At 41.7% G+C, this 24,913-nt stretch carries 23 protein-coding genes; 2 read left to right on the top strand and 21 right to left on the bottom strand.

Annotated features, from left to right (window positions below; translation table 11 throughout):
- Positions 1 to 4,726 (bottom strand): endo-beta-N-acetylglucosaminidase (locus N8M66_RS08835; RefSeq protein ID WP_261047060.1); only part of this gene is annotated, 4,726 nt, incomplete at its 3' end.
- Positions 4,727 to 5,029: 303 nt separating this feature from the next.
- Here N8M66_RS08835 and N8M66_RS08840 point away from each other — a divergent pair.
- Positions 5,030 to 6,661, top strand: a complete 1,632-nt coding sequence (locus tag N8M66_RS08840) for a Na/Pi cotransporter family protein (RefSeq protein WP_125447806.1) — start codon at positions 5,030 to 5,032, stop codon at positions 6,659 to 6,661.
- Positions 6,662 to 6,757: 96 nt separating this feature from the next.
- Here the strand turns inward: N8M66_RS08840 and N8M66_RS08845 are convergent, their stop codons facing one another.
- The 12 genes from N8M66_RS08845 to N8M66_RS08900 all read right to left on the bottom strand — a co-directional run bounded on the left by N8M66_RS08845 (position 6,758) and on the right by N8M66_RS08900 (position 14,411).
- Positions 6,758 to 7,054 (bottom strand): bacteriocin immunity protein, encoded by a 297-nt coding sequence (locus N8M66_RS08845; protein ID WP_004260989.1) that lies wholly within the window; start codon positions 7,052 to 7,054, stop codon positions 6,758 to 6,760.
- Positions 7,055 to 7,073: 19 nt separating this feature from the next.
- Positions 7,074 to 8,138, bottom strand: coding sequence for a glutamyl aminopeptidase (pepA, locus tag N8M66_RS08850; protein WP_261047062.1), 1,065 nt, complete (start codon positions 8,136 to 8,138; stop codon positions 7,074 to 7,076).
- Between the two features lie 115 nt (positions 8,139 to 8,253).
- A complete protein-coding gene (yidD, locus tag N8M66_RS08855) occupies positions 8,254 to 8,490 on the bottom strand; it encodes a membrane protein insertion efficiency factor YidD (RefSeq protein ID WP_004260985.1) in 237 nt (78 codons plus the stop codon).
- Positions 8,490 to 9,212: a pseudouridine synthase gene (locus tag N8M66_RS08860; protein WP_004260981.1), complete on the bottom strand. Its 723-nt coding sequence runs from the start codon at positions 9,210 to 9,212 to the stop codon at positions 8,490 to 8,492. The genes yidD and N8M66_RS08860 overlap by 1 nt, the downstream gene beginning before the upstream one ends.
- Complete coding sequence (scpB, locus tag N8M66_RS08865) at positions 9,199 to 9,768, bottom strand: SMC-Scp complex subunit ScpB (RefSeq protein WP_120719169.1); 570 nt, start codon at positions 9,766 to 9,768, stop codon at positions 9,199 to 9,201. The genes N8M66_RS08860 and scpB overlap by 14 nt, the downstream gene beginning before the upstream one ends.
- Positions 9,769 to 9,786: 18 nt before the next feature.
- A complete protein-coding gene (locus tag N8M66_RS08870) occupies positions 9,787 to 10,515 on the bottom strand; it encodes a segregation/condensation protein A (RefSeq protein ID WP_173304243.1) in 729 nt (242 codons plus the stop codon).
- On the bottom strand, positions 10,515 to 11,249 hold the full coding sequence (gene xerD, locus N8M66_RS08875; protein ID WP_314725955.1) for a site-specific tyrosine recombinase XerD: 735 nt from the start codon (positions 11,247 to 11,249) through the stop codon (positions 10,515 to 10,517). Before xerD ends, N8M66_RS08870 begins: the two co-directional genes overlap by 1 nt.
- Positions 11,246 to 11,707, bottom strand: coding sequence for a cyclic-di-AMP-binding protein CbpB (gene cbpB / locus N8M66_RS08880; RefSeq protein ID WP_261047069.1), 462 nt, complete (start codon positions 11,705 to 11,707; stop codon positions 11,246 to 11,248). The genes xerD and cbpB overlap by 4 nt, the downstream gene beginning before the upstream one ends.
- Positions 11,704 to 12,225 (bottom strand): metallophosphoesterase, encoded by a 522-nt coding sequence (locus N8M66_RS08885; RefSeq protein ID WP_261047070.1) that lies wholly within the window; start codon positions 12,223 to 12,225, stop codon positions 11,704 to 11,706. Before N8M66_RS08885 ends, cbpB begins: the two co-directional genes overlap by 4 nt.
- Complete coding sequence (locus N8M66_RS08890; RefSeq protein WP_376739302.1) at positions 12,201 to 13,211, bottom strand: nucleoside-triphosphate diphosphatase; 1,011 nt, start codon at positions 13,209 to 13,211, stop codon at positions 12,201 to 12,203. Before N8M66_RS08890 ends, N8M66_RS08885 begins: the two co-directional genes overlap by 25 nt.
- Positions 13,169 to 13,963, bottom strand: coding sequence for a glutamate racemase (gene racE, locus N8M66_RS08895; RefSeq protein ID WP_020902173.1), 795 nt, complete (start codon positions 13,961 to 13,963; stop codon positions 13,169 to 13,171). The genes N8M66_RS08890 and racE overlap by 43 nt, the downstream gene beginning before the upstream one ends.
- A gap of 199 nt (positions 13,964 to 14,162) precedes the next feature.
- On the bottom strand, positions 14,163 to 14,411 hold the full coding sequence (locus N8M66_RS08900; RefSeq protein WP_000364990.1) for a YneF family protein: 249 nt from the start codon (positions 14,409 to 14,411) through the stop codon (positions 14,163 to 14,165).
- 329 nt (positions 14,412 to 14,740) lie between these two features.
- Here N8M66_RS08900 and N8M66_RS08905 point away from each other — a divergent pair, with 329 nt between their 5' ends.
- The gene (locus N8M66_RS08905) at positions 14,741 to 20,014 is read left to right on the top strand and encodes an SIALI-17 repeat-containing surface protein (RefSeq protein WP_261047077.1); all 5,274 of its coding nucleotides are present in this window, start codon (positions 14,741 to 14,743) and stop codon (positions 20,012 to 20,014) included.
- 165 nt (positions 20,015 to 20,179) lie between these two features.
- Here N8M66_RS08905 and N8M66_RS08910 read toward each other — a convergent pair whose 3' ends face one another.
- The 8 genes from N8M66_RS08910 to N8M66_RS08945 all read right to left on the bottom strand — a co-directional run bounded on the left by N8M66_RS08910 (position 20,180) and on the right by N8M66_RS08945 (position 24,897).
- Entirely contained in the window at positions 20,180 to 20,656 is a 477-nt protein-coding gene (locus N8M66_RS08910; RefSeq protein WP_261047081.1) for a DUF5085 family protein, read from the bottom strand.
- A 1-nt stretch (position 20,657) separates the two neighbouring features.
- Complete coding sequence (locus tag N8M66_RS08915; RefSeq protein WP_049493678.1) at positions 20,658 to 21,086, bottom strand: hypothetical protein; 429 nt, start codon at positions 21,084 to 21,086, stop codon at positions 20,658 to 20,660.
- On the bottom strand, positions 21,079 to 21,807 hold the full coding sequence (locus N8M66_RS08920) for a hypothetical protein (protein ID WP_049493680.1): 729 nt from the start codon (positions 21,805 to 21,807) through the stop codon (positions 21,079 to 21,081). The genes N8M66_RS08915 and N8M66_RS08920 overlap by 8 nt, the downstream gene beginning before the upstream one ends.
- A 73-nt stretch (positions 21,808 to 21,880) precedes the next feature.
- Positions 21,881 to 22,081 carry a hypothetical protein gene (locus N8M66_RS08925; RefSeq protein ID WP_261047089.1) on the bottom strand — a complete coding sequence of 67 codons (201 nt, stop codon included), beginning with the start codon at positions 22,079 to 22,081 and terminating at the stop codon, positions 21,881 to 21,883.
- 12 nt (positions 22,082 to 22,093) lie between these two features.
- Positions 22,094 to 22,606 (bottom strand): hypothetical protein, encoded by a 513-nt coding sequence (locus N8M66_RS08930; protein WP_261047091.1) that lies wholly within the window; start codon positions 22,604 to 22,606, stop codon positions 22,094 to 22,096.
- Positions 22,603 to 23,796: a hypothetical protein gene (locus tag N8M66_RS08935; protein WP_261047092.1), complete on the bottom strand. Its 1,194-nt coding sequence runs from the start codon at positions 23,794 to 23,796 to the stop codon at positions 22,603 to 22,605. Before N8M66_RS08935 ends, N8M66_RS08930 begins: the two co-directional genes overlap by 4 nt.
- Before the next feature lie 73 nt (positions 23,797 to 23,869).
- Entirely contained in the window at positions 23,870 to 24,181 is a 312-nt protein-coding gene (locus N8M66_RS08940) for a DUF4176 domain-containing protein (RefSeq protein ID WP_125409819.1), read from the bottom strand.
- Positions 24,181 to 24,897, bottom strand: coding sequence for a hypothetical protein (locus N8M66_RS08945; RefSeq protein WP_261047093.1), 717 nt, complete (start codon positions 24,895 to 24,897; stop codon positions 24,181 to 24,183). The genes N8M66_RS08940 and N8M66_RS08945 overlap by 1 nt, the downstream gene beginning before the upstream one ends.
- Positions 24,898 to 24,913 lie beyond the last annotated feature (16 nt).

Genomic DNA, 24,913 nt, shown 5'->3' on the forward strand with positions numbered 1-24,913 from the left:
GACGAATTTGCCCCTCAACTCCTGCTTGGACAAGTTGACGTTGACCGACTAGGAGATTTGGATTTGGTCGTTCTTGACGATTAAAGGCTACTGTAACTTCTTCAACTTCTAGTTTCGGAGTTTCTAGAACCAGGTCTTTTACTCCCTCAGCTGGTTGATTACTTGAAAAGACTTTGGTTCCAACTTCTACGATTTCAGGGTTTACTTCTTTCAAAACTTCTGTAGCGCGAAGCGTACGATTGCCTTGACTATCTACTTCAATCAAACGACGAATTTGCCCCTCAACTCCTGCTTGGACAAGTTGACGTTGACCGACTAGGAGATTTGGATTTGGTCGTTCTTGATGATTAAAGGCCACTGTATCCTCTTCAATTTCTAGTTTCGAAATTTCTAAAACTAGGTCTTTTACTCCCTCAGCCGGTTGGTTACTTGACAGAACTTTTGTTCCAACTTCTGTGATTTCTGGGATAGCTTCCTTGAGAACTTCAGTTGAACGAAGGATGCGTTTTCCTTGGGCATCTACTTCTACTAGACGACGAATTTGGCCTTCCGCTCCTGCTTGAACTAGCTGGCGTTGTCCTTTGAGAAGCTCAGCGTTTGGTCGCTCCTGACGTTCAAAGGCTGTTGTTTCAGTTTCAATAACTAGTTCAGGAAGAGCTTCAACCGTTGGAGCCACTTCATTTGGATCCATGCTTCCAACATGATTGTTTTCTTCTGCAGGTGCTAGTTTCTTATTCAACTTTTCTTTCATGTCCGCAAAAGCTTGTGGAGTTGGTGTTTGTGAAGACAACAAAGCTTCAGCTCGGGCAATCAACTCATCTTGAGAATCTTTTTCACGGACGGATTCGAGCAAACCTTCCAATTCTTCTCTAGCTGTCTGATAACGTTGATTTCCATCCAAGTCTGTCCCTGCTTGTTTCAACTCATTCAAAGCCCGGTTGACTTCTTCTTGGCTAGCATTGTGGTTTTCTGCTACAACTTTCGCTGCATTGAGTTTCTCTACTAGTACAGCTTGTTTGTCCTCACTTGAGAAGGTATAGGCAAGGGTTGACTGACGGCCTTGGACAGCAGTGATTTCTTGTTTAAGGTATTCATCATTAACTGCAGCCTTTGGAGAAACCAAGACATCAAACTCAGTTGTGTGCTCCTTGTAATGCAGGGTCAAGGTCTGGCGTCCAGTCTTCTGAGCATCGTAGCCCGTGATTTCAACACCTTCATCAGTAAAGCTGTGAGTCTCTTCTGTCTCGTCATCATAGAGAACACCAAAGCGACCTTCAGAGAGATCCGGTTGATCTCCTACTAGATAGTCTGTTTTTGGTTTCTTAGTAATATACAAGCCCGCTACTTCTTTTGGCTTTCCTTCATCCTGTCCTGTCACTTGGACTTTCAGATCACCTGACACTGGTAAACCGAGGTATTGAAGTGTTAGGTTTTGTTCCCCTTTTTGATGAGCCTCGTATCCAGATACCGTCACACCTGAGTGAGTAAGGTTAATTAGCTCGTCGGCTTGTCCCCCTTCGTATTGAATACGGAGTGTTCCGCCTCTAAGGTCAAGTTTTTCTCCCTCTTTGTAAACCGTCTTTTTAGGTTCTTTTTCCAGGCTAACCGCAGCAATTTTTCTTTCATCCTGCGGAATCGCTACTGCCAAGGTGTTACTGATTTCTTTGCCAGGTAGTTGGGTACGATAGTAGAGGAGAGTTGGTTGCTTGTCAAAGCCCAATGGAGCTGTTGCCAAGTCACCTCCAGTTTCAGTCTTCAAGGTTGCAATTGGTGTTTGTGAATCAGCTTTGTCGTAAACGGTGATGGTTGCGCCTGCCGGAACATCAGAGAAGCCCAGTTGAACTTGGTGGTTTCCAAGTGAACGAGCAGCTACCTTAGCCATTGGAATATTTTGACTTTCTGTGTCCAAGGTTTCGTACATCTTCCAGTTGTAGATACGAATGGCCTTCCAAGGTGTTCCGTTATCAGATGTAATGACATGCAAACGCCAGTCTTGGGCAGTAATTGGTTTGTCAAGAGTGATATCCGTAACGTGCGCTTTATTACCACGGACTTCCTTAGCTAGTTTCCACTCGCCATCTGTATCCTTGTAATAAAGATCAAAATCCTTGGTGTTCATCAGACCATCGTTAACAGACTCACCACCAGCTCCCGCATGATCCATCACCCATCTGACAACACGACGTGGTTGAGTCAAACGAATATCGACACTACCGCTCAATTGTCCTGAAGACCACTTGTCTGAAAGACTGGTAATGGTACCGTTCAACATACCTTCAATACCTTCTCCACCTTCGGTATTCGGGAAAGTGCTACCGATAACTGTTGCCCCTGGAACAATATTTTCAGCCAAAGGTCTTGGGAGAGTCGTATCCTGAACAGTCATGCCCCAGTTAAAGGATGTCGTCGCAGCTTCTGAACGAAGGCCATTTTTACCAACTGCAACGACTTTCAATTCTTGCGTCGTACCAGTCGCATTAGCAGAGCGACTAAGTTTTGGCAAGTAGATGGTTGAAGTAGATGAACCTGTCAACAAACGCCAGTTATCCCCATCTTTTTCGTAGACTTCATAGAAATCTGCATCTTGGTTACCCGAAAATTGAACCACTGCTTCAGCTTCTTGGGCATTCTTAAGAGATTGTTTCACCACTGAGAGACCTGTAGGTGCTTGTGGCGCTTGGTGATTGTCCGTAATCGTTAATTGTCCTAGGTTGAACTGATAATCTTTCACAGCACCTTCATGTTCGAAGAAGAGTTTAACTGCATAGATGGTTTTACCTACTAGTGAGCTGAGATCAAATTCTTCATTTGTCCAGTTGTCAGAAAGGGTTAGCTCTTTCCATGCATCTGCATCATCGAATTTGTAGTCTGGGGTTGTAGAAAAGGCCATAAAAACTTTCGAGCCTTTTCCTCCCTTGTGGGCAACACGAAGTTTGGTTTTCTCAGTTACTTCTAACTTAGTAGAATACAAATTCACATCCTGGTCCGTCTTACCAGCTACATTACCTGAGAATTTAAGGGAATTTCCGCCATTGTAGGCATCTGTAAAATCATATTCTGCACGAAGTTTTTCCCCTGTTGAAGTCTGCCACCAGCGCCATGTTGGCAAGATACCTGAAACCGAACGGTAGTTCCACTCAGAATCCTTAGAAACCTTTCCGTCTACAAACCACTTTCTACCATGGCCTGTATTAAAGGAGGTAGTGAAGGTCCGGCCTACTGCTGGTGTGCGGTCTGCAACTAAATTAGCAATCCCATACCACTCTTTGTCCGCTGGTTTTTGAGCTGTCGGATCTCCTTGGTAACCTGTGAAGAAGATATCTTCGTTTTTATGGTAATCTTCACCTGTTTTTCCTAGACTGGTAATTGTATCTGGTGCAAAGAGTCCAAGTGACAAACGTAACTTGCCTTTTTCATCTAAGAGGGCATCCCATTTAACTTTTGTCTTATAAGAACCACCTTGTTGCAATTCCAATCCTGCAAAGACATCATATTGGCTACGTTCCAGCCATTTTGCCATTTCTACAGAGTGGTCATTCTTTTCCTTATTCCAGTTGAAATTGGCAAAGAATTGATCCGCAGGGACCTTGTCACCTTCTTTTTGCATGAACTGGTAGTTGTAATCACCTAGACCATCTTCGTGGTAACGACCATATTTATAGGTCATGGCATCGTACCAAGCATACTTGATTGGATGGTTGACTTTTGCCGCATATTCTTTTGTATAGAGCATGAATTGACGCATTTTTTCACCAAGTGGCGTCACTAAGTCACCTGTTGTTTCTTGGTTGATAAAATACCCATCAAAGCCATAGTACTTAGCAAGGTCGACAAGTTTTCGTGCAATAGGGAAGGTTCCATCCTCATCTTGTTTCAAAGCAGCAACAAATTTCTCTTGGTCTGCAATACTATTAGACCAGTTGAAGAAGAGTGTACCATATACAGGAACCCCGTTACGGTGACCTGCATCAATAACGTCAGGAGTTGGAACGAGACCTTCCCAGAAGACCATTGAATCCAAGTATTGCCAGTAGTCAAAGGCGTAGGCCTTGAATTCTTCTCCACCAACAGAAGCGTGATCTTTAGCCTTTGAGTTGGTATTTGCTAGCGCCTGAACCTTGGCTCTTCTACTTGCTTTTTCATTCACCAACTGGCCTCTATGGCGCTTAGCAAGTTCAACAGAAGAACGATTGATGGGATCATCCTCACGCGCACCTGGTTCCCATTTCAACAATTCATCCCAAGAATTAAACTTGATTTCCTTTGGTTTTAATGTTTTTTCCGTATTTTTAGGGACATCTGGCTGGACTTCTTTTTCAGTCTTATTAGCTTCTGCTGCTGGCTTAGACTCATCCCCTTGGCTAGTTGCTTCAGGCTTTGCTTCTGTTTCCTTGTCAAACTTAGGTTTTGCTTCTGCAGTTTCAGTAGTTGCAGCTTCATTGCTTGCTGGCGAAACAGTTTCAGATGCTGTCGCTACTCCTTCTGCCTTTTCTAACTTGTTTTCTCTAGTCTGTTCTCCTTCATGCTGCTTGTCAGCTTCATTAGTTGGATTCTCACTCTCTCCTGAAACAAGCTCTGTATTGACTCCCTTATTTTCAGGAACTGCAGTTTCTTCTGCCAAGGCTGGACCAGCAAATAAAACAGCCCCAATCATCAGTGAGCAGGCTCCTACTGATAACTTACGGATACTGTAACGACAACGTCTTTCAAAAAATGGATTCTTCATTTTCTCCTCCTAAAAGATTGATTTTGCTACACAAAAGAAAGCGCTTAACTTTCTTTATAAAATTTTTATCCCAATCACAGGGACCAAGATAATTCCTCCCTCATTTTAAAATATTTCTTTTAAATGTCAATATATAAAAGGAAATACCTATATCTAGGTTAGAAATTGGTAAAATTAATATAATTGAGGTCTTCTCTGACGAATTTTCTTTCAAAAATCTTAGCTTAACACTTGTTAGATTTACTTTTATCCTTTAAAATAGAATAGGAGAAATTCCGTTATTATTTTTCGGAGGAAAAAGAAATGTCCATTAATTGGCAGGAAATTTTATTTCACTTTTTAGGTGGTCTGGGACTATTCTTATATAGTATCAAGACCATGGGAGACGGTTTGCAACAAGCTGCTGGAGATCGCCTTCGTTTTTACATTGACAAGTACACTAGCAATCCCTTTCTAGGTGTTCTAGTCGGGATTGTCGTTACTGCCCTGATTCAGTCAAGTACAGGGGTTACAGTTATCACGGTTGGTCTGGTCAGCGCTAGTCTTCTCACTCTTAGACAGGCTATCGGAATTATCATGGGAGCCAACATCGGAACCACCGTTACTTCCTTTATCATCGGTTTCAAGCTTGGCGAGTATGCTTTACCCCTGATTTTCCTTGGAACCATGTTCCTCTTCTTTACAAAAAACAGAACAGCAAACAATATCGGGCGCATCCTGTTTGGTGTAGGGGGAATCTTCTACGCCCTTAACCTCATCAGTGCCGGGATGAGTCCGCTTAAAGATTTACCACAATTCAAGGAATATATGGTAACCTTAGGACAAAATCCTGTGTTGGGAGTTTTTGCTGGTGCGGTGATTACCGTTCTCATCCAGGCCTCTTCTGCGACAATCGGGATTTTGCAAGGGCTCTATGCAGGTGGCTTCCTTGACCTTAAAGGTTCTCTACCAGTTCTCTTCGGGGATAATATCGGGACAACCCTAACAGTTATTATCGCGGCAGCAGGAGCCAATGTCTCTGCGAAACGCGTTGCTGCAACCCACGTTACCTTTAACGTTTTAGGAACTATTCTTTGCTTAATCTTATTAGGCCCCTTCACTGCAATGATTGAGTACTTCCAAGCACTCCTTCACCTCTCACCTGAGATGACCATCGCCTTCTCTCACGGTGCCTTTAACGTAAGTAACACCATTGTACAATTTCCATTCATCGGAGCCTTGGCCTACTTTGTAACCAAGCTCATCCCTGGTGAAGATGAAGTTGTCAAGTACGAGCCACTTTATCTTGATGAGCATTTGATTAAACAAGCTCCATCAATCGCTCTCGGAAATGCGAAGAAAGAACTCCTTCATTTGGGAAATTATGCTTCTAAAGCCTTTGACCTTTCATACAACTACATCATTGACCTCAATGAAAAGGTTGCTGAAAAAGGCCACAAGACAGAAGAAGCCATCAATACCATCGACGAAAAATTGACTCGTTATCTCATTACTCTTTCAAGTGAGGCCCTTAGCCAGAAAGAAAGTGAAGTGCTCACCAACATCCTTGATTCATCCCGTGATTTGGAACGGATTGGAGACCACGCAGAAGCCCTAATCAATCTGACCGACTATCTTCAACGTAAAAATGTTGAGTTTTCTGAAGCTGCTTTGGAAGAACTAGCTGATATCTATCAAAAAACCACTGGCTTTATCAAGGATGCCCTTGATAGCGTGGAAAACAATGATATCGAAAAAGCTCAAAGTCTGATTGAACGCCATAAAGAAATCAACAATATGGAACGTGTTCTCAGAAAGACCCACATCAAACGCCTCAACAAGGGTGAGTGTTCAACACAAGCTGGGGTCAACTTTATCGACATCATTTCCCACTATACTCGTGTATCTGACCACGCCATGAACCTTGCTGAAAAGGTCATCGCTGAACAAATCTAAGAACCAAGAAGCTATCCTAAATAGGATGGCTTTTTCTTCTCCTTATCAAGAATTGCTTTTCTGTCATATAGAAAAATGCTTTGATTCACAATGGAATCAAAGCATTTTAAAGAGCTCCCCGTACATAAGCGCAGAAGCCGCAGTTCCTCTGTACTTTGCTTCTTCTCTTTTGATAAAGCGAGCCAAGTTGAGCAACTCAGGTGCCGGATGTTTGGGATTTAGGAGCAATTCACGATTGACCAGGCCTGAGAGACGGACTGCCAGCAATTGCTCATTTGTAGTAGGCAGTTTTTTAGCAGTCTCTAGGAGAGCAGCAACTAAATCTTCACTCAAATCATGTCGAGCATGATTGTAAAGATCTTTTACAAGGCTTTCTAGGTTTGGTTCTACCATCCCTACCACCTCCTTAAGTTTAATAATTTTTAATCAAGTCAACTGTTGAACGATCCAATTTCTTCACCAAGGCTTGCAAGAAAGCTTGAGCTTCTAGGAAGTCATCCATAGCGTAGAGGGTTTGATGAGAATGGATATAACGAGCGCAAACACCGATTGTTGTAGATGGGACACCACCATTTTTCAGATGAGCTGCGCCAGCGTCTGTTCCGCCTTTACCACAGTAGTATTGGTACTTGATTCCAGCTTCTTCAGCAGTTGTCAAAAGGAAATCCTTCATACCTGGGAGAAGCAAGTGACCTGGGTCGTAGAAACGAATCAAGGTTCCATCCCCAATCTTGCCTTGACCGCCATAAACATCACCAGCAGGTGAGCAGTCAACTGCTAGGAAAACTTCTGGGTCAAACTTAGTTGTGGAAGTATGAGCACCTCGGAGACCAACTTCTTCTTGGACGTTAGAGCCAAGATAGAGTTCATTTCCGAGTTTTTGACCTGAAAGAGCTTCCGCCAACTCGCTAACCATAAGAACACCGTAGCGGTTGTCCCAAGCTTTTGAGATGATATTTTTTTCATTGGCTGTCAAGATTGCAGAACTATCTGGTACAATGGTGTCGCCAGGACGGATGCCAAAGCTTTCTGCCTCAACCTTATCCGTAAAACCACCATCAAAGACGATATCTGCAATAGCAGGCATGGTTGGTCCACCCTTACCACGAGTCAAATGTGGAGGGACAGAACCTGAAATCACTGGAATTTCACGACCGTCACGAGTCAAGAGTTTGAAACGTTGGCTGCTGACTACCATAGGATTCCAACCTCCAATTTCAACCACACGGAAGGTACCATCTGGCTTAATCTCGCTGACCATAAAACCAACTTCATCCATGTGAGAAGCAACCAAGACGCGCGGTGCATCTGCAGCTTCTGAATGTTTGATACCAAAAATACCACCCAAGCCATCTGTCACCACTTCATCCACGTGCGGTGTCAACTTTTCACGAAGATAAGCACGGACAGGTGCTTCATGTCCTGAGATCGCAGCAAGTTCTGTTACTTCTTTGATTTTTGAAAATAATGTTGTCATTTCAATTCCTTCTTTCTTTCATCCATTTTACCACTTTTTATAGGAGAAGGATAGCGGGAATCATCATTCCAGATAAAACTACTTGTGAAAAAACGAATCACCATTGTAATTCGTTTTATTTATGATTCCGTTTGAGTGAAAAATGGTCTGGGACGGGGTCCTTGCCTGTTTTCGACCAGGGATGGCAACGTAAAATCCGAGACAAGCCCATCAAGACACCCTTGAAGCCATGTTTTTCAATAGCCTGAATCATGTAATTTGAACAAGTCGGCTCAAAGCGACAAGAGGGGGGAAAGGCTGGCGAGATAAACCGTTGGTAAAAGCGCACAGGCGCTATTAAAATTCGTTTCATTATTTCTTGGTTACAGCCATGGTGTGTAGTTGGCTGATTTCTTTTTTGTTAAGACGACGCGATTCACCTGGCCGAAGGCCTGTCAAGTCTAGGTGCCCAAAACGGGTCCGTGATAACTTGTCCACTTGGAGGCCGATAGCTTCAAACATCTTTTTAACCTGATGGTTACGTCCTTCATGGATAGTCAACTGCACCACAGAGCGGTTTTTGACTGGATCCACTTTGAGAATCTCATATACAGCCGGCTTGGTTTTCTTACCATCAATCTCAAGTCCACGGGTCAAGGGGCGGAGATTATCCTTATTGGCCACACCTTTAACACGCGCGACATAGACCTTGTCAATCTCATTACGGGGGTGAATCATCTCATCCGTAAAGTCCCCATCATTGGTCAAAATCAAAACACCGGATGTATCCCAGTCCAAACGTCCAACAGGATAAATACGCTCCTTCACGTTGGGCAAGAGGTCCACAACCGTCTTACGACCCTTGTCATCTGTCACGCTGGAAATGACACCGCGTGGTTTGTTAAGCAGATAATAGACCTTTTCTTCATTGTAGATAGGCTGACCTTCCACTTCGACCTTATCGCCTGACTTAATGGTCGTTGCGAGTTCACGCACCACTTGGCCGTTGACCGTCACCAAGCCTTGCTTGATCAACTCTTCTGCTTTTCTCCTACTGGCCACACCTGCGTGGGCAATATACTTATTGATTCTCATCTTCTTCTATCCTTTCACCAAATAATTGGCTTTCTTGGGCTTGAATCTCAAGCTCATCAATCACTGGTAATTCTTCCAAATGGTTAATTCCCATATAATCTAGGAAATAATCTGTAGTCACATAGAGGTTGGGGCGACCCAACACTTCTTTTTTCCCGTCTTCTCGTATCAAGTCAAAGGCCTGCAACTTTGCCAAGGCCCCACTCGAGTTGACCCCACGGATGGCATCAATTTCTATCCGTGTAATGGGCTGCTTATAGGCAATGATGGACAAGGTCTCAAGGGCAGCCCGAGATAAACTCTGGTTGATAGGCGCCTTGGAATATTCCTTCAAAACCTCTGAAAACTGAGGCTTGGTCACCAATCTATAAGCCCCACCTGTCTCAATCAGAGCCAAACTGGAATCAGTGTCCTTTTCATACTTCTGGACTAATTTTTCTAAACTCTGTTGGATACCTGTCGGTGGCAGAGAGAGGAGTTCAGCTAACTGGCGGACCCGAATCCCATCTTCACCCGCTACAAACAAGAGCGCTTCTATTTTTGCTAAAGTACTCATCTTTCCTCTCTATCAAGTCTAGCTTTGTGCCACTTGACTTTCTTCCTTCTTTTCCATGAGATAGATATCTCCGAAACTCTCCTCTTGCACGAGAATCAGCTCCTGGGTTTTGATTAACTCTAGGGTTGCCAAAAAGAGGGTAATAACCTCTTGGACATTCTGGGCTTCCTTGAACAAATCCTGCAAGCGCAACTGATCTCGTCCAGTCAAGGACTCTTTCACGATGACCATCATGTCCTCAATCTTATACTCATCCCGCAGGATAGTTGTATGATTCTGAGCAAACTCCTCTTTTTTCTTGGCTAGGATATTTGAAAAAGCCAAAAAGAGGTCAATGGTCGTCTTGTCATGAACAAGCTCCGCATCTTCGTAAATCAACTCTGTCGGTGCTTTAGAATAATACTGGGCCCGATCTTGGTGCTTGGCTTCCAAATGCTCACCCAAGAGCTTGAACTTGCGGTATTCTTCGATTTGAGAGAGAAGATCCTGCTCCAGGTCATCTTCCAAATCTGTCACTTCCGCTACCTTTGGTAAGAGCTTGCGACTCTTGATCAGCATGAGCTGACTAGCCATAACCATGTACTCGCCCGTCACTTCCAGACGCATGGCCTGCAGGGTTGAAACATAAGCTAGATACTGTTCTATGACTTCCGTAATGGGCACATCGTAGATATCCATCTGGTACTTAGAAACCAGATGCAAGAGCAAGTCCAGGGGCCCTTCAAAATCTTTTAATTTAATATCCATTATCTATATTTTTCTAAGGTCAGGACTGTTTTTAATCCTAATTTTTTTGCAATTTCGTACAAATCGACCTTCTTTTCTATTTGTCTTAGAATGAACTGTTCCCGTAGGGCTTGGGCTGATAGTGCTGGAAAACCTTTCTCCTTGACAAAAGCTTCTAGCTGACGGAAGGCCCACTGACGAGAATAGGCTTTCCCTGTCCTTTCAAAAAGATAGGTCCGCCCCATCAAGGGTTCCAACTCTGAAAGCAAGGTTGTGGGAATGGTGACAATCCTCTGTTGGGAAGCCTTGTTAATTCGCAACACCTGAAAATCCAGATTAATATCCGCAACCTTGAGGGCTAAAATCTCACTTGGCAAGAGCCCTATTTCCAAGATAAGAAGCGCCAGTAAGCGTCCCTCTGGATAGTCGCTTTCCTGCCAAAAAGAGTCTAGGTCTAAGAGTTCTGGTTTTTCGGTCTTCTTTTCAGCTTGTTTGACTAATTCCAAACGGTAGAAGCTATCCACTTCTCCTTTTTGATAGAGGAAGTAGAGAAATTGATTACAGGCCGAAATCTTCCGCTTCTGGGCACTGATTTTTAGATTGGCTAGCTGGGCTTGGTAAATCTTGAGACTGGTCTCAGAAATCCGCTCGCCCACAATGTCTAAAAATTGCTCCAGATCATACTTATAGGACTGCTTGGAATTGGCAGATAAGCCCTGCTTTTCCTCTAAAAAGGCTGAAATCCTGTCTCTCATCGGCATCGAATCTCATATTCCTTACTAAAATCATGCAAGAGGGCATTGACTGCCTTAAGGATAGACTTGCGCGTGATAATCCCTTGGAAAATCCCTGACACATCCACAACTGGCAAGAAGGACTCATCTACCAGCTTGTGCAAGACCTCTGTAATAGTAAAATCAGGCGAGACGACCGCTACGTCCCTTTTCGTCATGTGGACAATGTCCGTATCCGCCATGATTTCTGGGCTCAAGTCATGCTCCATCTGATATGCCATAATATCTCTGAGCCCAATCGTCCCAACAAACTGTTTTTCATCGGTTACAACAGGAACACGGGTATAGGTCATCTGACTGAGCAAGAGGGTCGCGTGATCCGCATTGTGGGTATCAATCAACACAGCTAGATTTTCAGCAGGGGTCAAAAAAGTTTCTTCTTGCCCCAACAAGAAAGTCTCAAACTCCTTGGCAATCATCTGCTAAACTCCTTGGACAGGCCTGGATACACCTCGTGGCCTCGTGTCAAAAAGTCCACTTTGAAATAACTGTCATCAATCTCCACACGTGCATAGAGACATTCTCTGATAGTCCCACGTGGTTGACTGATGGAACCAGGATTTAGAAAGAGGGTCTTGCCTTCCATCCAAGCACTTGGCACATGCAAGTGACCATAAAGACAGATAGCTGCCTCTTCTTCCTGAGCCCAGTAGTCCAACTTTTGAAAGTTGAAATTAATGTCAAACAAATGTCCATGAGTTTGGATAATCTTGGTCGAACCAAGCTCGGTCACCAAACGTTCTGGGTAGCCGGCGTAGAAGTCCATGTTCCCTTTAACAACACGGATGCCTTCCCAAAGGGGAGAATCAGGACGCAGTTCAGAATCGCCGTTATGAAAAACGGCGTCAACTTTGCCTAAATAGCGATCACGGATTTCTTCCACAATCAAGCTATCGCCATGGGAATCGCTCATTACAATGATGGTTTGCTTTGCCATGATGGAAATACCTCCAAAAGTTTCTTAACGGCTAAGGCACGGTGAGATTGACTATTTTTTTCTTCGAGGGTTAATTCAGCTGATGATTTGCCTGTCTCTCCTACAAGGAAGAGAGGATCATAGCCGAAGCCATTTTCACCCTTAGGTTCAAAGTTAATGTAGCCAGGCCAGTCTGCTTCAACAACCAAGCTTTCCTTGTTGGGACTTGCTACGACTAGGGTTGTATGGAATTGAGCCGAGCGGTCCTTGAGTTCAAAGACCATGGCCAATTCGTGCAAGAGTTTGGCATTGTTTTCACGGTCAGTAGCTCCCACACCTGCGAAACGAGCTGACCAGACACCTGGCAAGCCACCAAGGACATCGACTTTGAGACCTGAGTCATCTGCCAAAACCATCTTGCCCGTTAATTGAGAAATGGTTTCTGCCTTGAGACGGGCATTTTCTTCGAAGGTCATGCCTGTTTCAGCTACTTCAGGCAGGTCAGGATAGTCATTAAGATTTTCCACATCGTAGCCTAACTTATCAAAGATAGCTCGGAACTCTTTGGTCTTGCCCTCGTTACGAGTTGCAATCAATAAGGTTTCTCTGACCTTGTTTGTCTCAAAGAAGGCTTCTACATCAACACCTTCTTTGGGTAATTCTACATGCAGGAGTTGCCCATTTTCAACCAAGAGCAAAGCCCCCTGACGTTGGATGACTTCCACATTTCGTCCCATTTCTTGGTTAAGGATATCTACCACAAAAGACAATAAACGATAGAGAGAACCATAGCGTAAAACAGTAACAGAAACAGGAAAACCTCGATCCTCATCTCGAAATCTTTGGGCAAACTCCAATAGAGGAAAATCCAAGTCATCATCCGTCAACGTCCGGACGCCACCAAAAATACCATAGGACCCGACATACCAGTCCTGGTCATCCTTGTATTCATAAATTTTATTTGTCATAATTCTACATGCTCCACATAAATCTCTTTTTCCAGCCATTCTTCACCAATTTGTGCAAAACTTTGGCTGCTGGCTGTTGTGTAAAAACGGTGATTGAGTGGTCCAGCATCGCGACCACGATTGATTTCAAAATAATTAAGTAAGACTGAGATATCTCGTACGCACTCTGCTCCACTATCGATGAGCTGAACCTTGGGCCCCATGACATTTTGAATAATAGGTCTGAGGAGTGGATAATGGGTGCAACCCAAAATCAGGCTATCCACCTTTCCAACCAAGGGACGCAAGGTTTCATAGACCACTTTCTTGGTGACACTAGTTGACAGGGCACCCGACTCCACCAAGGGAGCAAACTTGGGACAGGCCAAACTCTCCACCTGTAAGTCCGGATCCAGATCGTTGATTTTCTGACGATAAATGTCAGATTGGACCGTCATAGGCGTTCCAATGACTCCGATTTTTCCACCTTGACTGGACTTGATAGCTGCCGAAGCTCCTGGCAAAATCACACCTAGAACAGGAATGTCTAGTTGAGCCTTGATTTCTTCCCAGACGACCGCAGTCGCAGTGTTACAAGCAATGACAATCATCTTGACATCCTTGGTCAAGAGAAAGTTGACCAACTGCCAAGTATATTCACGAATTTGCTCAGCAGGACGGGGACCATAGGGCGCCCGCGCCGAATCTCCAATATAGACGATTTCTTCATGGGGAAGCTGGCGCATGAGCTCGCGCACAACGGTCAAGCCCCCAACACCCGAATCCAAAAAACCAATTGGTCGATTATCCATACAGTCTTCTTTCTAGTCTTTTTTCTGATTGATAGTTCATTATGATTACTTGTCTTTATGAACTGAAGAACAACTTCATCAACAATTATCTCTCTTAATCATAATCAAATATCAATAGAATGCAAGGAAAAAGTCTCATTCCTAAACCATAGTCAACATAGTGAGAAGTCTGGAACTTTCATCCCAGACTTTTCCTTATTTATTTTTTCTTTTTATTGTTAGCAAGGGCTGCCTTTTGTTGGCGGATGATTTGGTGGTAAACTTGTTGTACCTTAGCTTCGCTTGGTTTTTGACCATTTGCACTCAAAAGAGTACGAACTGCTTCAGCATTCAAACGTGGGTTGTCAGCGAATTCTTTTTCAATTTGCTTACGAACCAAGTACATTCCCCCAAGAGCTCCTCCTAGAAAAGCTAGCACAATCAATACAATTGCTAAAAGTAAATCCATCATTTTTCTCCTGTTTCTTTTTGAGTCTCTTTCATTATACCACAAACTAGCCACCCTGACTAGTTTGTTTTACGCTTTCAGAGATGAGTAAGCTGTAATTAAAGTTGGCTTATCTTTCTAGTCAAAACTAGAAAGAATATAAAAAATACACTCTCTTACCATTCGTTTCCTCCACTTTTTTAATACAAAACAATATCAAATATATATCCTTCTCTAATCCTCTTGACAACACTTCATTAGCTGGTAAAATTAGATTAACAATACAATATAGAAACAAAAGTTCGCCTCATTAAAAATGAAAGCGCTTTTAATTAATAAAGGAGGTTTCTATGGAAAAAATTTGGAGGGAGAAATCCTGTCGCTACAGTATTCGAAAGCTAACAGTCGGCACAGCCTCTGTTTTGCTTGGAGCGGTTTTTCTAGCTAGTCATACCGTCTCTGCTGATACTATTGAAGTACAGCAAAACGTGCCTGCATTAGAGAAAACTACAGTTAAGACAGACACTATAACGAAAGCAAGTGAATCAACTGAGCATACACAGCCAAACGTGCCAATTGATCATACAAAACCAGTTCTAGCTAATAATAGTTCTTCTGAAAGTAAACCCGCTAATGCTGATGTTACTTCTGCTACAACTAATCAAGCCAGTACTGAGGCTATTGTAAAACCTAATGAAAATAAGGAAACCGAAAAACCAGAACTACCTGTGACAGAACAAAGCAACTATCAGCTAAACTATGATCGACCAACAGCTCCTTCCTATGATGGCTGGGAAAAACAAGCACTCCCAGTTGGGAATGGTGAAATGGGTGCTAAGGTTTTTGGTCTCATCGGCGAGGAGAGAATCCAATACAACGAAAAAACTCTTTGGTCAGGTGGACCGCGTCCCGACAGTACCGACTATAACGGAGGAAACTATCAGGAACGGTATAAAATTTTAGCAGAAATTCGTAAGGCTCTTGAAGACGGAGATCGCCAAAAAGCCAAACGATTAGCTGAACAAAATCTAGTTGGACCAAACAACGCCCAGTATGGACGTTATCTAGCCTTTGGTGATATCTTCATGGTCTTCAATAACCAGAAAAAGGGGCTGGATACAGTTACAGACTATCACCGTGGTTTGGATATCACAGAAGCCACTACTACAACTTCTTACACCCAAGATGGAACGACCTTTAAAAGAGAAACCTTCTCAAGTTACCCTGATGATGTCACCGTGACCCACTTGACCCAAAAAGGGGACAAAAAACTTGATTTTACAGTTTGGAATAGCTTAACAGAAGATTTACTTGCTAACGGAGACTACTCAGCGGAATATTCTCACTACAAGAGTGGCCATGTTACGACAGACCCAAATGGTATCCTACTAAAAGGTACAGTCAAAGATAATGGCCTCCAGTTCGCATCCTATCTAGGAATTAAAACGGACGGAAAAGTTACTGTTCATGAGGATAGTTTAACAATCACAGGAGCTAGCTACGCTACGCTTTTACTCAGTGCCAATACTAACTTTGCTCAAAATCCTAAAACAAACTATCGCAAAGACATTGACCTCGAAAAAACAGTTAAAGGCATTGTAGAAGCAGCTAGGGGCAAAGACTACGAGACACTTAAAAAGAACCATATCAAAGACTATCAAAGCCTCTTTAACCGCGTCAAACTAAACCTAGGTGGAAGCAATGCTGCTCAAACGACAAAAGAGGCCCTTCAGACCTATAACCCTAGCAAAGGGCAAAAACTGGAAGAACTCTTCTTCCAATACGGACGTTATTTATTGATTAGTTCGTCTCGTGATCGGACAGATGCCCTTCCTGCCAACCTACAAGGAGTCTGGAATGCCGTAGACAATCCACCTTGGAACGCTGACTACCACCTCAATGTCAACTTGCAAATGAACTATTGGCCAGCCTACATGAGCAATCTAGCTGAAACAGCCAAGCCAATGATCAATTACATTGACGATATGCGTTACTATGGCCGTATCGCTGCTAAGGAATACGCCGGTATCGAATCCAAAGATGGACAAGAAAATGGCTGGCTGGTTCATACCCAGGCGACACCATTTGGCTGGACTACTCCTGGTTGGAATTACTATTGGGGTTGGTCGCCAGCAGCTAATGCCTGGATGATGCAGAACGTCTATGACTACTATAAATTCACCAAGGATGAAAGTTATCTAAAAGAAAAGATCTATCCAATGCTCAAGGAAACAGCTAAATTCTGGAATTCCTTCTTGCACTACGACAAGGCTAGTGACCGCTGGGTTTCTTCTCCATCCTACTCACCAGAACATGGAACCATCACGATTGGGAATACCTTTGACCAATCTCTAGTTTGGCAGCTATTCCATGACTACATGGAAGTCGCCAACCATCTGAATGTCGACAAAGACTTAGTTACAGAGGTCAAGGCTAAATTTGACAAACTCAAACCACTTCACATTAACAAAGAAGGACGTATCAAGGAATGGTACGAAGAAGACAGTCCACAATTCACTAATGAAGGGATTGAAAACAACCACCGTCACGTTTCCCATCTAGTTGGTCTCTTCCCAGGTACGCTCTTTAGCAAGGATCAGGCTGAATACTTAGAAGCTGCGCGTGCTACCCTCAACCACCGTGGAGATGGTGGTACTGGTTGGTCTAAGGCCAATAAAATCAACCTCTGGGCTCGTCTCTTAGACGGTAACCGTGCCCATCGCTTGCTCGCTGAACAGCTCAAATATTCAACCCTAGAAAACCTTTGGGATACGCACGCACCTTTCCAAATCGATGGAAACTTTGGAGCAACCAGTGGAATTGCAGAAATGCTTCTTCAATCACACACTGGCTACATTGCACCATTGCCAGCCCTTCCAGATGCTTGGAAAGACGGTCAGGTTTCTGGTCTGGTTGCCCGTGGTAACTTTGAAGTCAGCATGAAGTGGAAAGATAAAAACCTGCAAAGCTTGTCCTTCCTTTCAAATGTCGGTGGAGACCTAGTTGTAGATTATCCAAATATCGAAGCCAGTCAGGTTAAGGTTAATGGCAAATCTGTCAAAGCAACTGTTCTGAAAGATGGCCGCATTCAACTGGCAACACAAAAAGGTGATGTCATTACCTTTGAACATTTCCCTGGTCGTGTAACCAGTCTGACAGCAGTTCGACAAAATGGTGTCACCGCCGAACTCACGTTCAACCAAGTAGAAGGCGCTACCCACTATGTTATCCAAAGACAAGTGAAAGACGAATCTGGCCAAACCTCTGCAAGCAGAGAATTTGTGACCAATCAAACCCATTTTATCGACCGTTCACTCGACCCTCAACTCGCCTACACTTATACTGTTAAGGCTATGCTGGGTAATGTTCCTACACAGGTATCCGAAAAGGCCAATGTCGAAACCTATAACCAATTGATGGATGACCGCGATAGCCGAATCCAATACGGTTCTGCATTTGGAAACTGGGCAGACTCAGAATTATTTGGAGGAACAGAGAAGTTTGCCGACCTTTCACTAGGTAACTATACAGATAAAGATGCGACAGCAACCATTCCTTTCAATGGTGTTGGCATTGAAATCTATGGTCTCAAATCATCTCAATTGGGAATCGCTGAAGTCAAAATCGATGGTAAATCAGTCGGTGAACTGGACTTCTATACTGCAGGCGCAACTGAAAAAGGTAGCCTTATCGGTCGCTTCACAGGATTGTCAGATGGTGCTCATGTGATGACTATCACCGTAAAACAAGAGCATAAACACCGTGGAAGTGAACGTTCCAAAATTTCCTTAGACTACTTTAAAGTTTTACCGGGACAAGGAACAACCATTGAAAAAATGGATGACCGCGACTCTCGCATTCAATACGGATCTCAATTCAAAGATTGGAGCGATACTGAATTATATAAGAGCACAGAAAAATATGCGGACATCAATAACGCCGACCCAAGTACTGCTTCAGAAGCTCAAGCAACCATTCCATTTACTGGAACAGGTATTCGAATTTACGGACTCAAAACATCCGCTCTCGGAAAAGCTCTCGTGACACTGGATGGAAAAGAAATGCCAAGTCTAGACTTCTACACTGCTGGCGCTACCCAAAAGGCAACCTTAATTGGAGAATTTACTAATCTGACCGATGGTAATCATATTTTGACATTGAAAGTTGATCCAAATTCACCAGCAGGTCGCAAGAAAATTTCTCTAGATTCATTTGATGTGATTAAGGCTCCAGCTGTAAGCTTGGATAGTCCAAGTATCGCACCACTTAAGGAAGGGGATAAAAACATCTCTTTAACTCTTCCATCTGGAGATTGGGAAGCCATCGCTGTGACCTTCCCAGGCATCAAAGATCCACTCGTTTTACGCAGGATAGACGATAATCATCTAGTTACGACTGGAGATCAGACTGTCTTATCAATTCAAGATAATCAGGTACAAATCCCTATCCCTGACGAAACCAATCGAAAAATTGGAAATGCGATAGAAGCTTATTCTATCCAGGGAAATACAACAAGCAGTCCTGTAGTAGCTGTCTTTACCAAAAAGGATGAGAAGAAGGTTGAGAATCAGCAGCCAACTACAAGCAAGGGAGATGACCCTGCTCCTATTGTAGAAATTCCTGAATACACTAAGCCTATCGGTACAGCAGGACAGGAACAACCGCCTGTAGTAAATATTCCGGAATATACTAAATCTATCGGTACAGCTGGACAGGAACAACCGCCTGTAGTAAATATTCCGGAGTATACTAAACCTATCGGCACAGCAGGACAGGAACAACCGCCTGTAGTAAACATTCCTGAGTACACTAAACCTATCGGAACTGCGGGACAGGAACAACCGCCTACTGTTTCTATCCCTGAATACACTAAACCTATCGGAACAGCGGGACAGGAACAACCCCCTGTAGTAAATATTCCTGAGTACACTCAACCTATCGGCACAGCAGGACTAGAACAACCGCCTACTGTTTCTATTCCTGAGTACACTCAACCTGTCGGGACAGCGGGACAAGAACAAGCTCCTACTGTTTCTGTTCCTGAATATAAACTTCGTGTCTTAAAGGATGAAAAGACTAAAGTTGAAATTATTGGAGGAGCGACTGACTTAGAGGGAATTTCTCACATTTCTAGCAGACGTGTATTAGCTCAAGAACTATTTGGTAAGACCTATGATGCTTACGATCTTCACCTTAAAAATTCAACAGATCATAGTTTACAACCAAAAGGAACTGTCTTGGTCCGCTTGCCTATTTCCTCAGCTGTCGAAAATGTCTACTACCTAACTCCATCAAAAGAGTTACAGGCACTCGATTTTACTATTCGCGAGGGAATGGCAGAATTTACGACTAGCCATTTCAGTACCTATGCAGTCGTTTATCAAGCTAATGGAGCATCAACTACTGCAAATCAAAAACCAAGTGAAACAGATATCAAGCCATTAGCCAACAGCTCAGAGCAAGTTTCATCTAGTCCAGGACTTGCTCAATCGACAAATTATTCTCCTAAAGAACAACTTCCAGCTACTGGTGAAACATCCAATCCACTACTATTCTTATCAGGATTGAGTCTAGTCCTAACAGCAACTTTTCTACTTAAGAGTAAGAAGGATGAGTCCAACTAACTTTTAAGCACACAAAAACCAGGATGAAGTTTATCTTCATCCTGGTTTTTGATTAAAATCAAACATGTTTATCTTAGATGCTAAAAAGGAAACATCAGAACATGGATTCATCTGTCTAATTCTGCCTATTCTTATCCGAATGCGTTAGCTCTCCGTATATTATCCTCAATCCCTTTTTTCTCGAATCCCTACCATGATATCTGTATATAAAACATCATTTATCTTGCTTGAAATATAAAATACAGGTGTAGATTCTTCTAAGTCATTATCAAGCAATAATTTGGTTAGCAGGTATATCCCCTTATCAAAGTCAACAGCTTCCTCTCCAGTAACTCGTACTCCTGCCATTCGAGGAACCAAAAAATAACTGTTATAGGCTGTCCCTTCCATTATCTCTTCTTTTCCTAGATAATCCTCATGAACGGGAAGATAGACTGTGATGTTGTATGTTCCATCTTCCAATTCTCCGATATGAGGGCATGAGTAAAATGGATTGCTTTTAGGTGTATATCCAGCCGCTACAGCTGTTTGAATCATATCTTGAAAGGCTACTGCAATCTCATCACCGACAATATTATAGTTCACACTCAAGACATTACTCATCATTAAGGATTGATTCATACCATATGTAATTTCTGCCATTTTACTTCTCCACTGGGATAATCAAATCCACAAACAAATCATCATAAACTGGAATCAAGACTAGGTATAACTTATCTTGCAACTCCCAACCATGATCACGAATATAAGCTTTCATCTCCTCAATTGTTTCATCCAAGCTACCATCAAATAGAACCCGCTTGCTAATTCCTTCTATATCTAGAGATGCCTGATAATCCAGTTGACTTGTTGGCTCTACTTCAAATATAACTGGAATATAGACTCCCACATCTTGCTTTTCTTCGTTAAATTGAGTTGGAGTCATCTCAAAAATGGTAGGACCATCTTTATAAATACCATCAGTATAGGGAAGGAGTTCTGTATGAACAAATAACTCCAATAGTTCGTCCGCTTGAATCTGGACCTGGTCTGTCATCAAATGGCTCATATGTAGTTGTATTTCTTTAATCATCTTTAGTTACCTTTCTACTAAACCTATCTCTGTCAAATTCTCTGTTGGAAATCATATCTGGGTTTACTTCTATATGCTTGATTGTTCTTGTTTCCTTAACATCATGACGGTGTTGATAGGCATAGATAATATAAAGCCATGTTCGGTATAAATAAGGCCCCATAATCATGAAGAATACAGACACTCCCCATCCCCAAAAATATTCATATCCAATCATCGCTAAAAAAGCACAACAAAGAGACAAAATTACAGGAGGACCAAATAAAAAATTATAGATATTTTTGACGGCCTTTTCTGATAAAATTTCTTCAGAATCTAAGTTGACTAGACAAGTCCCAACAATCACAACTATAATAGCAAAAATAAGGGGGAGGAAAATTTTCAAACTAATAAAACTATGATCCCCACTCATAGCGCTAAAGCCAATAATGGCATAAATATGACCAGTTAGATACATGAGATAGGTTCCAAAACTAGTTAAAATTCCTCGTCTAAGGTCCAGTAAAAATACCAGATTTAAAATCCAAACAACAATCCCTGTAATAAGAAGCCCTTGATATAAGTCCTCATTTTTTAGAACCTCTAACCCTCCTGCAAAAAACATAAAAAAGGCTATAGGATATAAAATAAAAATCCCATTTAATACTCCCCACAGAGGAACTGGTCCGTGGACACTCCTTCTTTGAAACTCAAAAAATCTTTTGATTCTTTCAATAATCATTTAAACCATCCTCTCATGCCTTTGATCAGGCTATTGATCTGTCATCAAATGTTCCATATGAATCTGGATTTCTTTAATCATGTTTCGTTTCCTTTTTAAATCTATTTTTATCAAATTCTTTATTTTGAATCAAATCAGAAGACACTTCTATATGCTTGATTGGTCTTGTTTCCTCAACATCATGACGGTGTTGGTAGGCATAGATAATTATAAACCATGTTTGATATAAAGCAGAACCAAAAATCATTAACAATAAGGATACTCCCCACCCCATTAAAAAATTATATCAAATGATAGCTAGAAAAATAAAGCAAAGAGATAAAAGTATTATCGGTCCCACTACAAAATTAAGCATAATCTTTCCAGCCTTCTCCGAGATAATTTCTTCAGAGTCCAAGTCAACCAAACAGCTCATGACGATAATAATTACAAGCGCGTAGATAAGGGGGAGAGATAACTTTAGAACAATAAAGTTATGGTCCCCACTCAAACTACTAAATCCAATAATGGTATAAACATGACCAGTCAAATACATGAGATAGGTTCCAAAACTGGTTAAAATCCCTCGCTTAAGATCTAGTAAAAATACTAGATTTAAAACCCAAACAACAATCCCTGTAATAAGCAATGTTTGATACAAAGAGGGATTGTTGAGAACCTCTAATCCTCCTGCAAGAAAAAACAAAAATGCCAAAGGATATAAAATAAAAATCCCATTTAATACTCCCCAAAGAGGAACTGGTCCCTTTATTCTACTTCTTTGAAACTCAAAATATTTTTTGATTCTTTCAATAATCATTTAAACCATCCTCTCATGCCTTTAATTAGACTATTGGCACCTTTTTTTAGGTTATCTGTAATTTTAAAGCGTTTATCCAGCTCGCTAAGACCCCATCCAACAAGAGCTGCTGTTCCTATTGCCACAGCCCCTGTTAACCATGCAGGAGCTGTAGCAATGCCTACCGCCCCTGCTACAAATCCTGCAAATGCTGCTCCTGCGCTCGCTGCTCCTGTTGCTGCAACAGTAGTTCCAGCTGCCTTGGCCGCATCTATCACAAAACCTGTTGTCACACTGGCATTAACTTCATTTCCTCTCAATCCTTGACGTTTGGCCTCTTGTTTATTATCGTGGATTTTCGAAAAAGTATCAACCACATCTAAAGCAACACCAACAACTGCAGTTCCTTTTAAAAACTTACCAAACTTCGAAGCGGATTTAAAACCTTCTTTGTAATTTTTAAAGCTATCTGTAGCAGACTCAACTAAGCCTTTTCCTCCACCAGCTTTACTAGATTTCCAGACATTTTTTAAAGCGCCTTTAAAAGTCACTTCTTTGATGAATTCTTCTTTTAACAAACTATTTGTTGTTTTTACTAGACTTTCTCCAACTTTAACGATTTTGTGGACCATCTTAGTATTTTCATCAAAAGTAGCTAGAACATTCCTTAATCCCTCATTATAACGTGTATTACCAAGCTTCGCAAATAAAGACTCAAACGCTTTAGTAGGCTTACCACTACTATACAGAGCTATAGCATAGGATTTATTCTGATTAAGTTTCTTATTAAGCTTCAAAAATTCATCTAATTTATTCCAAAATAAAGTCGTATCCTTGTAAACAATTATATTCCCGAATCTATCTTTCTTAAAACGATAAGCAGCATATAAAGCTGGCAAAATAGATTTTAAATGTTTTTTATAGCCTTTACTATTTTTATATAAATCACTTGTTGTGACGTTTTTATAAACATTAAATAATGCATCTATTAAGTCTTTATCTTCAGCTATCGTCCCACTATACTTAGACTCTGCAAGCTGTTTTGCGAGAGCATTTTGGTACTTCACAGCTTTGGAGTTGCTATGGATAGCTGTGTGAATCTCTGAAACTGAGTTTTTAAACCAAGTTCGATTATAATAATTTCTCGATGCGGTGTTCCCATATGGAAGAGAGGCATAACCTGATAGGGTAGCGATTTCACTATTTTGCATATCTACTTAATCTTCATTATAACATTTTCTCATCATATAGAAAATCCTAGAATAGAATTCTAGGATTTGTATGTCATTTTTTAAAATCATCTACACTAAAGTGCTCATAGGTGATTTTTGAGACTTCCTCATCATAACGACTCAAAAAGTCTTGAAAACGACGATCGATGTAACCAAAGAAGAGCACTTCATCTATATCCTCTTTGTTAAAGAAGATAATGTTTTGATTAACAAGCCCTAGTGGAAGACTGACAGCCCCAAAGTCAAAATAACCTTGCTTGCCGTCCTTTTCAGTAACTGGACAATGATTAACAATCATGACAGGCTCCACACCTTCTCTCACTCGAACAACACTCCCAATCGGTAAAGCTGTACGTTCTGACATCAGTTTTCTCCTTCTAAATATTTCTTCGCTTCCTGCACATAGAAAAGCTCTGAGTTTTCATGTGCTATGCTTTCAAACAAACTACGAGCACGAGCCTCATCTCCTTTTAGCTGGGCATTGAGAGCGCCGTAATAAGAAAACATGATTCGAGCTAGCTTACTTTCTGGTTTGGTGGTGTCGAAGTAGTCGTTTGATTTTTTATTTAAAACAAGATCCTCTATAGCTTTTATTATGTTTATTACATTCGTCTTCCTAGCAACCTGAGGATTTGTTCGAACTTTTAATGTAGCTAATATATCGATTTGGTGCGAAATTTCCTCTGTCTTATCAGCATGGATTAGAGAAAGAATCTTAAAGTAAGTTGTGGATAATTCGATTTCAAATTTCTTATTAAAATTTTTATCCTCAAAATTTATTCGTTCCAAATTATCAAGTGTTTCTTCAAACTTTCCTTGGTAGTATGACGATTGGGCAATAGCTAGTAAATAATTTGCATTATTGAACAGCTGTTGAGACTTAACGGAGTGTTCAGCTACATAATGATAATAATTTATGTGCTTGTCGAAATTAATATCTGTCAAAAAGATATTATCTACAGCTAATTTAACCAGTTTATTGTTTAATGAAAGCAATGTCTCAAACCCAAAACATACTACCGTATAAGTAATGAATTTCATAAAATTCATTTCCCCACCTTTAAATAATTCAACAACCATGCCTATAAATGATAGG

It is taken from the genome of Streptococcus mitis, from assembly GCF_946188585.1.
Classification (GTDB): domain Bacteria; phylum Bacillota; class Bacilli; order Lactobacillales; family Streptococcaceae; genus Streptococcus; species Streptococcus mitis_DG.